At 68.3% G+C, this 12,449-nt stretch carries 11 protein-coding genes; 4 read left to right on the top strand and 7 right to left on the bottom strand.

The window, feature by feature from the left end:
- The first annotated feature begins 49 nt into the window (after positions 1-49).
- On the top strand, positions 50-556 hold the full coding sequence (locus AC0J5J_RS15010) for a GNAT family N-acetyltransferase (protein ID WP_474898732.1): 507 nt from the start codon (positions 50-52) through the stop codon (positions 554-556).
- A 40-nt stretch (positions 557-596) separates the two neighbouring features.
- On the opposite strand, the gene AC0J5J_RS15005 is transcribed toward AC0J5J_RS15010, so the two are convergent.
- The 3 genes from AC0J5J_RS15005 to AC0J5J_RS14995 all read right to left on the bottom strand — a co-directional run bounded on the left by AC0J5J_RS15005 (position 597) and on the right by AC0J5J_RS14995 (position 3,804).
- Complete coding sequence (locus AC0J5J_RS15005; RefSeq protein ID WP_134425757.1) at positions 597-1,199, bottom strand: histidine phosphatase family protein; 603 nt, start codon at positions 1,197-1,199, stop codon at positions 597-599.
- Between the two features lie 63 nt (positions 1,200-1,262).
- Positions 1,263-2,618 carry a M16 family metallopeptidase gene (locus AC0J5J_RS15000; RefSeq protein ID WP_474898731.1) on the bottom strand — a complete coding sequence of 452 codons (1,356 nt, stop codon included), beginning with the start codon at positions 2,616-2,618 and terminating at the stop codon, positions 1,263-1,265.
- A 94-nt stretch (positions 2,619-2,712) separates the two neighbouring features.
- On the bottom strand, positions 2,713-3,804 hold the full coding sequence (locus tag AC0J5J_RS14995; RefSeq protein WP_474898730.1) for an aldo/keto reductase: 1,092 nt from the start codon (positions 3,802-3,804) through the stop codon (positions 2,713-2,715).
- Between the two features lie 121 nt (positions 3,805-3,925).
- On the opposite strand from AC0J5J_RS14995, the gene AC0J5J_RS14990 reads away from it, so the two are divergent.
- On the top strand, positions 3,926-4,555 hold the full coding sequence (locus tag AC0J5J_RS14990; RefSeq protein ID WP_474898729.1) for a GNAT family N-acetyltransferase: 630 nt from the start codon (positions 3,926-3,928) through the stop codon (positions 4,553-4,555).
- An 88-nt stretch (positions 4,556-4,643) separates the two neighbouring features.
- A complete protein-coding gene (locus tag AC0J5J_RS14985; RefSeq protein ID WP_474898728.1) occupies positions 4,644-6,263 on the top strand; it encodes a peptide chain release factor 3 in 1,620 nt (539 codons plus the stop codon).
- Between the two features lie 124 nt (positions 6,264-6,387).
- Here the strand turns inward: AC0J5J_RS14985 and AC0J5J_RS14980 are convergent, their stop codons facing one another.
- Both AC0J5J_RS14980 and AC0J5J_RS14975 read right to left on the bottom strand, forming a co-directional pair.
- On the bottom strand, positions 6,388-8,493 hold the full coding sequence (locus AC0J5J_RS14980; protein ID WP_166785574.1) for a transglycosylase domain-containing protein: 2,106 nt from the start codon (positions 8,491-8,493) through the stop codon (positions 6,388-6,390).
- An 82-nt stretch (positions 8,494-8,575) separates the two neighbouring features.
- Positions 8,576-10,264 (bottom strand): ribonuclease J, encoded by a 1,689-nt coding sequence (locus tag AC0J5J_RS14975; RefSeq protein ID WP_241972845.1) that lies wholly within the window; start codon positions 10,262-10,264, stop codon positions 8,576-8,578.
- 332 nt (positions 10,265-10,596) lie between these two features.
- On the opposite strand from AC0J5J_RS14975, the gene AC0J5J_RS14970 reads away from it, so the two are divergent.
- Positions 10,597-11,100, top strand: a complete 504-nt coding sequence (locus tag AC0J5J_RS14970; RefSeq protein ID WP_134425643.1) for a glutathione peroxidase — start codon at positions 10,597-10,599, stop codon at positions 11,098-11,100.
- Here the strand turns inward: AC0J5J_RS14970 and AC0J5J_RS14965 are convergent.
- Both AC0J5J_RS14965 and AC0J5J_RS14960 read right to left on the bottom strand, forming a co-directional pair.
- A complete protein-coding gene (locus AC0J5J_RS14965) occupies positions 11,097-11,960 on the bottom strand; it encodes an HpcH/HpaI aldolase/citrate lyase family protein (protein ID WP_134425644.1) in 864 nt (287 codons plus the stop codon). The two genes, AC0J5J_RS14970 and AC0J5J_RS14965, sit on opposite strands and share 4 nt — an antisense overlap.
- Positions 11,957-12,442: a MaoC family dehydratase gene (locus AC0J5J_RS14960; RefSeq protein WP_134425645.1), complete on the bottom strand. Its 486-nt coding sequence runs from the start codon at positions 12,440-12,442 to the stop codon at positions 11,957-11,959. Before AC0J5J_RS14960 ends, AC0J5J_RS14965 begins: the two co-directional genes overlap by 4 nt.
- Positions 12,443-12,449 lie beyond the last annotated feature (7 nt).

The following is a 12,449-nucleotide window of genomic DNA, read 5'->3' as shown; positions in this document are numbered from 1 at the left end:
ATCACGGCCGGGACTCTGCAGCGGCCGGTCATCGAGTTAGCCTTGGGCCATGTCTGACTCTCCCACCCTGGCCTTCAGCGACGTGTCGGTGACGGATGCCGGTTCCATCGCGCTCCTCACGCAGTACTTCAGCGACCGGGAGTCGAGCTTCCCCGCCGCCCAGGGTGAGTACCGCACCACCTTCCCGACGCCGGAACACTTCCTGCCGCCGCGCGGCGTTTTTCTCTTGGTCAGCGATCATAAGGGTCCAGCCGAGCGCGCCTTCGTGGGGTGTGGGGGCATCCGTCGGCTGGAGGATTCCCCGACCGGCGACGTTCGATTCGAGATCAAGCACCTCTGGCTGCAGCCGCAGGTGCGGGGGCGGGGCTGGGGCCGCGCCCTGCTCGGCGAGCTCGAGCGACGCGCCCGGGCGTTCGGTGCCGGCGAGGTGGTGCTCGACACGAACGCGAGCCTCACCGCCGCCGGCGCGCTCTATGCGCAATCGGGCTACGAGCCGTGCGCGCCGTACAACGACAACCCGAACGCCACGAACTGGTACCGCAAGCGCCTGGGCTAGCAACCGTGCCGAGAGCGGTGGGGCGCACCGAGGAACGCGGCTAGAACAGGAGCGGATCAGGCAGTCCGGTGCGCAGTTCGACCGGAAGGTGGCCGGTGTCGTTGTGGGTGAGCAGGGTCCACGGGCGCCCCGGCTTCTGGTGCAGCACGGTGAGGCCGCAGTTGGCCTGATTGATGCTGATCCAACGCCAGTCGGGAGCGCCGAGCACCTCGCGCACGAACCAGGCGATGACGAAGTTATGGGTGATCAGCAGATCGTGGCGTTCGCCTCGGCGCGGCTGCAGGAACTCGGCGACGGCGTCGCCCATCTGTGCGCTGCCGGCCTCGATGTCAGCCTCCGTCACTCCGCCGAAGAACGGCGCGTACGCGGACGGCGTCTCCGGTGCCTTGCCGGACGGAATGCAGTCGAAGAGCAGGGGGCTGGGCACCGGGGTCAGCGCGGGCAGGCGCTGAGCGATGATCTTCGCCGTTTCGGCGGCGCGCTGCAGCGGGGAATGCCAGGCGTCCGTGAACGGGACACCGCCGAGACGCTCGGCGATCAGCTGCGCCTGCCGGGTGCCGCGGGCGGACAGCGGACCGTCGGGCAGACCGTGTTCGGCATCCTGCTGCTCACCGTGGCGAACGAGGTAAATGTAGTGGTGCAACGTTGTCTCCCTCATTCGGGCTCGGCACACCATCGTGCGGCCCGGCTCGTCTCGGTGGAAAGGTCAGGAAGGGACGGCGGCCGGCAGGATGGCATCGAAGACGTCGTCGTCGAGGGCGCCGACCGCGGAAATGGACAGCGGCCCGGCCGCCAGTTCGGCGGCGAGGCTTTGCACGTCGTCGGCGGTGACGAGCGCGAGCCGACCGAGTGCCTCGTCGAGGTCGATGAACTCGCCCAGGGTGATCTCGGACCGGCCGAGCCGGGACATCCGGGTGTCGGAGTCTTCGAGAGCGAGGGCGGATGCGCCGGACAGCTGCCCCGCAGCCCGCTTCATCTCGTCGGGCGTGACCCCGTGCTCGGCGAGGCGGTGCAGCTCGCCGAGCATCAGCTCGGCCACCTGGCCGGCCTTCGCGGGCGTGCAACCCGCATACATGCCGAACAGGCCCGCATCGGAGTAGCCGGGAGCGAAGGAGTAGACCGAGTAGGCCAGGCCGCGCTTCTCGCGCACCTCCTGGAACAGCCTCGAGGACATTCCGCCGCCGAAGACCGAATTGAGCACACTCATGGTCACCCGGCGGTCGTCGGTGGCCAGCAGGCCGGGGAAGCCCATCAGGATGTTCGCCTGCTCCAGCGGGCGGCGCACGATGCTGACCGGAGCACCCTGGGCCAGCGTGGCCGGCACCCCGGAACGGCGACCGACCGGCGGGGCCAAGACGCTGAGGTCCCACCCGGAGAGCGCCAGCGACCGGGTGACGGCCGCGACGAGCACGTCGTGGTCGACCGCGCCGGCAACCGTGACGACGAGGTCCTGCGGGCGGTAGTTCGCTCGGTAGTGCTCCTGAACGGCCGCGTGGGTGGCCGCCCGGATGGTGTCGGGACTGCCGCCGATCGGACGCCCAAGCGGGTGGTGGCCCATGACCGCTTCGAAGAACCGTTCGTTGGCCACGTCGGACGGGTCATCGTCGGCCATCGCCAGCTCTTCGAGGATGACGCCGCGCTCGTTCTCGAACTCGTCCGGGTCGAGCAGGGACGAGGTGAGCATGTCGGTGAGTACCTCGACCGCCATCGGCAGGTCCCGGTCCTGCACCTTGGCGTAGTAGCAGGTGTATTCCTTGGCGGTCATCGCGTTGTGCTCGCCGCCGACGGAGTCGAAGGCGATCGCGATGTCGAGGGCGGTGCGCTTGGCGGTGCCCTTGAACAGAAGGTGTTCCAGAAAGTGGGTGGAGCCGAAGTGGCCGGGCTCCTCATCGCGGGACCCGACGGCGACCCAATAACCGATGGTCAGACTGCGACTGCCGGGGACGTGTTCCGACACGATGCGCACGCCGCTCGGCAGCACGCTGCGGCGCACAAGGGAGTCACCCGCCGCTCGGAACGAGAGCTCGGGCAGATCCAGGGGAAATTCGACAGCACCGTTCATGACACCCCCACCTTACGGCACCGCCCGGTGAAGGCCAGGTGGCGCAGGGCCAGGTCGCGGCCGGTTCAGGGCCGGTTCACGGCGGGCCGTTTCGTCAGGCCGACACGCGGTCGAGGTCCACCATGTCGCCGCGGGTCAGACGGATGCCGGCGGCCGCGACGAGGGCGTCCACGTGCTCGGGGCGGCTGGCGCCGGCCACCGGGGCCACGACCGGGCCGCGGGCCAGCAGCCACGCGATCGCGATCGCGGCCGGAGCGGCCTCGTGTTCCTCCGCGATCCGGTCCAGAACGCTGAGCACGCGCAGCCCGTTGCGGTTGAGGTATTTGGCGCCGCGGGAGCTGCGGGTGGTCTTCTCCAGATCAGCTTTGGACCGGTACCGGCCGGCCAGAAAGCCGTGCGCGAGTGCGAAGTACGGCAGCACCCCCATGCCCTGAGCCCGGGTGACGACGCCGAGGGAGGATTCGAAGGCGGTGCGGTGCAGGAGGCTGTACTGCGTTTGCAGGGCCACGAAGCGCGGCAGCCCGTTGGCCGCGAGCACCCGCGCCTCCATCAGTCGTTCGGCGGAGAAGTTGGACGCGGCGAGATAGCGCACGAGCCCACCGCGCATGAGCACGTCGACGGCGCCGAGGCTCTCTTCCAGTGGCACGGTCGGGTCGTCGAAGTGGAAGTGCAGCAGGTCGATGTAATCGGTTCCGAGCCGGTCCAGGGACGCGTGCACGGCGCCGATGATGCTGCGGGAGGAGAGCCCGGGGTTGTCGAGGTTCTTGCCGATCTTGGTGGCGATCACGGTGCTGTCACGGGTTCGGCGCGAGCGCAGCCAGGAACCGATGATCACCTCGCTGCGGCCCGAGGTGTAGCTGTCCGCCGTGTCGAGGAAGTTGCCGGCGAGGTCGCGGTGGCGGTCCAGGATGCGGTGGCTCGTGGCATTGTCGGCGGTCCACCCGAACACGCTCGTGCCCAGGGCCAGCGGGTGCACCGTGAGTTCGGTGTCCGCGATGGTGCGGCGGAGGGCGAGCGGGGCGGACAGGTGCGGAAGCGTGGGGTCCGGGAGCGGCAGGGGCCCCGCCGCCGGGGCCGTGGGGATGGGCTGGGACAGAGGGGACGGGCCCTGTTCGGTCGGCTGGGTGGTCTGGGTGGAGGTGCGGGTGGTCGCGCGGTGGGCGCCGTGCATGCTCGGACGCGGCATCCGTTGTCTCCCTCCGACTGAGCCGAGAGTATCCCCGGTGCCGAACGATGCAAAGGACATGCCCGGACCGTTACCAAACCGTGCGCGTGGGCGCCCGAAACCCCGTTGATAGCCTTGCGCCATGCCCTTTCTGAGCCCTCTGACCCTGACGGGGAACCTCGTCACCCTGGAGCCGCTGACCGCTCTGCACCACGACGACCTGGTGGCCGCCAGCCGCGACGGCGAGCTCTGGAACCTCTGGTACACCTCGGTTCCCCGGCCCGAGGAGATGCGCGCCGAGATCGAGCGCCGGCTTCGGCTGCAGACCGAGCAGAGCATGCTTCCGTTCACGGTGCGCCGCTCCGCCACGGGCGTGATCTGCGGCATGACCACGTTCATGGCAGCGGATGCCGTCAATCGCCGCGTCGAGATCGGCTCCACGTGGACCGCTGCCGGCGTGCACCGGACGGGCATCAACACCGAAAGCAAGCTGCTGCTCCTCACTCATGCCTTTGAATCGTTGGACTGCATCGCCGTGGAATTCCGCACCCACTGGATGAACCGGCAGTCCCGGGCCGCGATCGCCGGCCTCGGCGCCAAACAGGACGGTGTGCTGCGGAACCACGCGAAGTCCGCGGACGGGGCACTGCGGGACACCGTCGTGTTCTCGGTGATCCAATCGGAATGGCCGACCGTGAGGAAGGACCTCCGGCACAAGCTGGAGCAGGGGCTGCGCCACCGGACGGACGCGAACCGCGCTCCCAGCGTCTGAAGTTACAATTGAGGCGAAACGATTCTTGTGTAGCGGTCGCCCAGGCTTTTCCCCGCGCCTGCCCGAATCATCCGCGAAAGAAGGATCCATGACGCAGCTCGCCGGCGTGTCCACGCCCGAGGTACTGACCGAAGCCCTCCGGCGGCGCACGTTCGCCGTGATCTCGCACCCCGACGCGGGCAAGTCGACGCTCACCGAAGCACTGCTGCTGCACGCCCGCGCCATCACCACGGCCGGTGCGACGCACGGCAAGGCCGGCCGGCGTGGCACCGTGTCCGACTGGATGGCGATGGAGCAGGCTCGCGGGATCTCCGTGACCAGCGCGGCGATCCAGTTCGAGTACCGCGACGCCGTGATCAACCTGGTGGACACCCCCGGTCACGCCGACTTCTCCGAGGACACCTTCCGCGTGCTTTCCGCCGTCGACGCCGCGGTGATGCTCGTGGACGCCAGCAAGGGTCTCGAAGTGCAGACCATGAAGCTCTTCGAAGTCTGCAAGCAGCGTGGCCTCCCCGTGATCACCGTGATCAACAAGTGGGACCGTCCGGGCGCCGAGGCACTGGACCTGATGGACGAGATCCGGGAGCGCACCGGCCTCCTGCCCACCCCCCTGACCTGGCCCGTCGGGATCGCCGGCGACTTCCGCGGTGTGATCGACCGTGCCTCGCACGAATTCATCCGTTTCCACCGCACCGCCGGCGGGGCGAAGACCGCGGAGCCCGAGCGCCTGAGCGCGGCCGTCGCGGCCGCCGAAGAGGGTGCCGCCTGGGTCACCGCCACCGAGGAATCGGAACTGCTGGCGGAGGAGAGCCAGGACCACGACGAGGCCCGTTTCCTCGCGAACGAGACCACCCCGGTGCTCTTCGCAGCCGCCGTGCTCAACTTCGGCGTGCAGCACATTCTGGACACCCTCGTGGACTTCGCGCCGGCCGCGGAGGCCCGGGAGGACGCATCCGGTGGTCACCGCCCCGTGGACAGCGCCTTCTCCGGCTTCGTGTTCAAGGTGCAGTCCGGGATGAACGCCTCGCACCGCGACCATGTCGCCTTCGTGCGGGTCTGTTCGGGCCAGTTCAAACGGGGCATGATCGTCACCCACGCGGCCAGTGGCCGCCCGTTCGCCACCAAGTACGCCCAGCATCTGTTCGGGCGCGAGCGCGAGGTGGCCGACGAGGCCTGGCCCGGCGACATCGTCGGACTGGTCAACGCCTCCGCCCTCCGCGTGGGTGACACCATCTTCGAGACCGAAGCGGTCGAGTACCCGCCGCTGCCGATGTTCGCCCCGGAGCATTTCCGGGTGGTGCGTTCAGCGGACTCCAGCAAGCACAAGCAGTTCCGGCGCGGGATCGACCAGCTCGACCACGAGGGTGTCATCCAGGTGCTGCGCTCGGAGCTGCGCGGCGACCAGGCACCGGTGCTCGGCGCCGTCGGACCGATGCAGTTCGAGGTCGTGGAGGAACGGATGACGCACGACTTCGGCGCGGCCATCCGCACCGAGGCGCTGCCCTACCAGCTGGCGCGCCGCACCGACCGGGCCAGCGCCGAGATCCTCGGGCACGACCGCCAGGTCGAGGTGCTGATGCGCTCGGACGGCACGTTGCTCGCCCTGTTCAGCACCCCGTGGCGACTGCGGAACACCGTGCGCGACCACCCCGAGCTGATGCTCGAAGACCTGGCCACGGGCAGCAACGCGGTTCCGGCCGCGTACTAGGTGTACCGAGCCCGGTAACTGTTGCCCATCCGGACAACTGTTACCGGTGTGCGGGCAACAGTTGTCCGGTTCGGCAACATATGCGGGTAGCCGGACGTGCGGGGGGCCGGGAGGCTGTGGCCGGTCAGCGGACCAGGTCGCGGGGCGGCTCGGTGAACTCGTCGCCGCCGAACTTGGCGTTGGCGACGCTCATCATGTCGGGCCACATCCGGTGCCGGGCTTTGGCTGCCTGCCCACTCTCGAAGTACGTCTCCCGCTGGTCCTCACCGGCCCCGGACACGTTCACGACCCCCGCGATGGTGGCGACCTTGGTGCTGGCGCCGGCCATCCAGGTGTCCTTGTTCTCGTCGGTGGTGCCGGTCTTGCCGATCATCGGCACCTCCGGCTCGGTGTCGTAGTAGGAGGGAGTCCCGGATCCGCGGGTCATCACGCGCTGCATCGCGTAGGTCATCGCCGCCGCAACCTCCGAGGAGACGGACTGCGCGCACGTGGACTGCGGGGCCGGGAGCTCGGCTCCGCCGGGGCCGGTGATGCGGTCGATCACGATCGGCGAGCAGGTGACGCCGTTGTTGGCGATCCCCGCGTAGGCGGCCGCCATCGTCAGGGGCGCGATCTCGTTGGTGCCCAGAACCGCGGACGCGCCCTGCTCCAGCGCGGCACCGTCGGCCCGGTGCACCCCGAAGGCCTCGGCCGTCTTCCGGATGTTGCACAGGTCCAGTTCCTTGGCCATGCCGATGTAACCCGTGTTGATCGAGTCGATGGTCGATTCCAGCGCGGAGTAGTAGGAGTCATCGTCGGAGGATGAGTCGTTGCTGGGCGCGAAGTCGGTGCCGTAGTCCTGGGGTCCGTTGCAGCTGTCCTCGAACTCGCCCCAGTCCGAGCGTTCCCAGGAACTGGCCGTGTCGCCCAGGGAATTGCCCTGGTTCAGCCATTCGGCGAGGGTGAAGACCTTGTAGGTCGACCCGGTCTGGAACCCGTTGGAGCCGCCCTGGCCCAGATCGGTGTTGTAGTTGATCCCGGTGTAGTTCGCCCCGGTGGCCTGCACGGCCGGATCCTGGCTGTAATCCTTGTTCTGCGCCATGGCCAGCACCCGCCCGCTGCCCACGCCCACACTCGTGACGACTCCGCCGACGTCCCAATCGTCATACGTTGTGGGAACGTTCTCGGCGAGGGTGTCCAGGGCCGCCGTCTGCAGGTCCAGGTCAAGGGTCGTGTACACGTTGTAACCGCCGAGACGGAAGTTCGCCAGCCGGGTGTCGGCGTCCGCGCCGAACGCCGGGTCGTTGCGGAGCGTCTGCAGGACCAGGTCGCAGAAGAAGGCGCTGCCGCCCGCGGTCTGGCAGCCCGTGCTCGGTTCGGTGATCGTGGGCTCGATCGGCGCGGCGATCGCGGCCTCGTGATCGGCCGCGCTGATCTTCTTCAGCCTCAGCATCTCGTCGAGGATGTAGTCGCGGCGGTCCTTGTTGGCCGCGTACCCGTTGGCGGCCCCGTTCTCCGGGTTCTCCGGCACGTCGAGCTGGAACTTGACCGGGTTGTTGACGATGGCGACGAGGCTCGCTGCCTGCGGCAGGGTGAGGGCCGCCGCCGTGGTGTTGTAGTAGTAGTTGGCGGCCGCTTCGATGCCGTAAACAGACCCGCCGAAACCGGTGATGTTCAGGTACTGGCGCAGAATGTCGTCTTTGGAGTATTTCTTCTCCAGGCCGACCGCGAGGCTCATCTCCTTGAGTTTGCGATCGGGACTGGTCTCGGTGGCCGTGTCGTAACAGCTCATCCGTTCGTCGTCGTCGGAGAGCGCCTCACACTCCTGCACGAGCACGTTCTTCACGTACTGCTGCGTGATGGAGGAGCCGCCGCGCACCTCCCCCGTGAACAGGGTGGTCGCGGCGCCGGTGAGGGTGCCCATGATGTTGATGCCGCCGTGGTCGTAGAAGCCGGGGTCCTCGCCGGAGGTCGCGGCATCCTTCACGTACTGGCTGATCGCATCCGAGCTCACTTCGACCCGGTTCTGGTCGTAGAACGAGGCCAGCAGGGTGGGCGTGCCGTCGCCGGCGGTGGCGTAGATGTTGCTCTTCTGCGACAGGCGGCCGATCGTGAGATCGTCCGGCAGACTCACGACGACGACGACGACCGCCGTCGCCAGCAGGGCGATGACGATTCCGAGCGCGATCAGAACCCGTGACCGACGACGGGAACGACGAGCGGTCTTTCTACCGGACAATTCTTGGGTCATGGGCGCGCCGAGTCGTTTCTGGTTGCGGGGAAAGCGGGAGGGCCGCCGGGCCGGGATGGCCCGGCGGCCCGGCGGCATTCGATCAGGCGTCGACGACGACCGAGGTGATCACCGGGATGCGACGGTACTTGCGCTGCATCCAGCGGGTCAGGCTCTGGGTGAAGATGTCTTCGAGCTCTGCGCCGTTGACGATCTTGACCTTGTTCGCGGCGCGCAGGGCGTCATCGATGGACTTCGTCGCACCCTGGATCCACTCGTTGTCCTGCACGAAGCCGCGGGCGATGAACTCGACCGGCTCGGTGAGCAGGCCGGTGCGGGTGTCGAGGATGCCGAGGATGGTGACGGCACCGTCGTTGGAGAGCTGCACGCGGTCGGCGAGAGCCTCTTCCGAGCCGCCGCCGCCCACGGTCATGCCGTGCACGAACACGAGCTCGGCAGCGACTCGGCCGGTGACCTTCGCGACGCCGTCGACGAGGTCGACGACCACGCCGTCCTCGACGACGAGAACCTGCTCCTCGGGGACACCCGTGCGGATGGCGAGGTCGGCGTTCGACTTGAGGTGGCGCCATTCACCGTGGTACGGCAGGACGTTCTTGGGCTTGACGATGTTGTAGACGTAGACGAGCTCGCCGGCCGACGCGTGGCCGGAGACGTGCACCTTGGCGTTGCCCTTGTGCACGACGTTGGCACCCCAGCGGGTGAGGCCGTTGATGACCCGGTAGATCGAGTTCTCGTTGCCGGGGATCAGCGAGCTGGCCAGCAGCACGGTGTCACCCTCGCCGATCTTGATGGTGTGCTCGCGGTTGGCCATCCGGGCCAGCGCCGCCATCGGCTCACCCTGCGAACCGGTGCAGATGAGCACGACCTTGTCGTCCTTCATGCGATCGAAGGCCTTGACGTCGACCAGGAGGCCCTTGGGCACCTGGAGGAAGCCGAGCTTCTCGGCGATGCCCATGTTGCGCACCATCGACCGGCCGACGAAGGCGACCTTGCGGTTGTGGCGGGCGGCAGCGTCGATGACCTGCTGGATGCGGTGCACGTGGCTCGCGAAGCTGGAGACGATGATGCGGCGCGGCGCGGTGCGGAAGACGGCGTCGATGGCCGGGCGGATGTCCTCTTCGGTCACCGTGAATCCGGGCACCTCGGCGTTGGTGGAGTCGGTCAGGAAGAGGTCGACACCCTCTTCGCCGAGCCGGGCGAAGCCGGGGAGGTCGGTGAGGCGCTTGTCGAGGGGGAACTGGTCCATCTTGAAGTCGCCGGTGACGAGGACCAGGCCGGCCTCGGTGCGAATCGCGACGGCAACCCCGTCGGGGATCGAGTGGTTCACGGCGAGGAACTCCAGGTCGAACGGGCCGGCCTTGCGGCGCTGGCCTTCCTCGATCTCGATCAGGCGGGGCGTGATGCGGTGCTCTTCGAGCTTGGCGCTGATGAAGGCCAGGGTCAGTTCCGTCCCGATGATCGGGATGTCCTTGCGCTCGCGCAGCAGGTACGGAACCCCGCCGATGTGGTCCTCGTGGCCGTGGGTGAGCACGATGGCCTCGATGTCCTGGAGGCGGTCGCGAATGGAAGAGAAGTCGGGCAGGATCACGTTGATGCCGGGCTGGGTCTCTTCCGGGAAGAGAACGCCGCAGTCCACGATCAGGAGCTTGCCCTTGTGTTCGAAGACGGTCATGTTGCGGCCGATTTCGCCGAGACCGCCGAGCGGGGTGACGCGGAGGCCGCGGCTGGGCAGTTTCGGCGGTGTGGACAGGTCGAGCGGGTGCTTGGTCAAAGAAACTCATTTCTCAATGTGAAACCGCGCGCGTCGCGGGCGTGTCTCGCGTAGTGGACCGTTGTCTGGTCCGGGTGAACGGATGTCTGGTGATCAGATCGTGCAAAGTTTGGTTTCGGGCTTCCTCGCCCGCAGCGAACACGAGTGTCCGATCGGGTCGGAGTCGAGGCTGAGTCCGAAGGCGATGGCGTCAGGACCGTGGAGTCGTCGACACGGTGGTCGAGAGGGCACGGATGATGCTCATGACTCCCCATTCTACCGCAGGCCGGTCGGCCGCTGGGCCGCATCCGCTGCCCAGCCTTCTTGAAGCCGGTTCCGCTACTCTCAACCCCATGTCAGCCTCAGTGCTCCCCTCGACCCCGCTCACCCTCATCGACGGCACGGAAACGACCTTCGACCACTTCGCCGGCAAGGCGGTCCTGGTCGTGAACGTCGCCTCCAAATGCGGGTTCACCCCGCAGTACGCCGGCCTCGAAGCCCTGTACGCGAAGTACAAGGACGAGGGCCTCGTGGTGCTCGGTCTGCCCTGCAACCAGTTCATGGGCCAGGAGCCGGGCGCCGAGGCGGACATCGAGTCGTTCTGCCAGATGAACTACGGCGTCACCTTCCCGCTGACCGTGAAGGCCGACGTGCGCGGCAAGCACCAGCACCCCCTGTACGCCCAGCTGACCAAGTTCAAGAGCGGACTGCTGCCGGGCCTGGTGAAATGGAACTTCGAGAAGTTCCTGGTGAATCCGCAGGGCGAGATCGTCGACCGTTTCGCGTCGACCGTCGAACCGGAATCCGACGAGATCGTGCGCGCGATCGAAAAGACCCTCGCGGCCGACGCCGCTTAGTAGTCGACCGCGTCGGTCGGAGCCGGGCCGGGGGCAGCCCCGGGTTCCGGACGGCTCGCCTCCGCGCGCCGCAGCACGGCCTCGGCATGGCGGAGCAGGGGCGCGTCGATCATGCGTCCCTGATAGGCGAACACACCCTCCTCCCCCGCGGCCGCCTCCAGGATCTGCCACGCCGCCGAAACCTCGGCCGGCGCGGGCCGGAAGGCCGCCCGGATGACGGGCACCTGGCTGGGGTGGATGCAGGCGGTGGCGCGGAACCCGCTCGCGACGGCATCCGTCACCTCGGCATCGAGCCCCTCGAGGTCGGGGATGGCCAGAAACACGCCGTCCACGGCCGCCTTGCCGTGGGCACCGGCCGCCAGCAGCACCGCGGACCGGGCGTGGCGGGCGATGGCCCGGTAGCTGCCGTCGGGGAACCGGCTCGAGCTGCCGCCGAGCGACGCCACCAGATCATCGGCCCCCCACATCAGTGCGATCACGTTGGGTTCGGCCGCGATCGACGGGGCGGCGAGCACGCCCGCGGCGGTCTCGCAGAGCGCGATCACCTCGAACCGGCCCAGGGACGCGAGGTGCGCGGCGTTCACGGCCTTCGGCAGCATCACGTAGCGGTACAGGGTGTCGTCGAGGGCGGCGAGGTCGAGCTCGAAGTCGGGCGTGCCGACCGGGTTGACCCGCACGATGGTGCGTTCGGGGTCGAGCGGATGGCTGACCAGCATGCCGCGCGCCCGGGCCCGGTTGCCGGGCAGGAGCGCGTCTTCCAGGTCGAGGATCACCGCGTCCGCCCGCTCGGCCGCCTTACGGTAGCGGTCGGCGCGGTCGGCCGGGCAGAACAGCAGGGCAGGTCCGAGGTCGAAGCTCATCGCATGGCCTCCCGGCACCAGACCAGCACGGTGCGCTGGGCCGTGGCCACCACGTCACCCTGCTGGTTCCGCCCGGTGTGCAGCAACGTGACCAGACCCTGGCCCGGCCGGGACCCCGACAGCCGGCGGGCGGTGACGATCGTGTCGGAGTAGAGGGTGTCGCCGTGGAAGAGCGGATGCGGAAACGTCACCTGCCCGAAGCCGAGGTTCGCCACGATCGTGCCCTGGGTCAGTTGCGCCACCGAGCTGCCCACAAGGGTCGACAGGGTGAACATCGAGTTGACCAGGCGCTGCCCGAACGGCTGCGTCGCCGCCCACGCCGCGTCGAGGTGCAGCGCCTGCGAGTTCATGGTCAGGGTGCTGAAGAGCACGTTGTCGGCCTCGGTGACCGTGCGGCCGGGGCTGTGCCGGTAGCGGGCGCCCTCGTCGAACTCCTCGTAGTACAGGCCGCGCTGATCGATGGTGCGTCGCTCGTCGTTCATGCTCCTC

The organism is Cryobacterium sp. TS_SC_7 (assembly GCF_056156285.1).
This window is presented reverse-complemented; position numbering and strand designations above follow the sequence as displayed.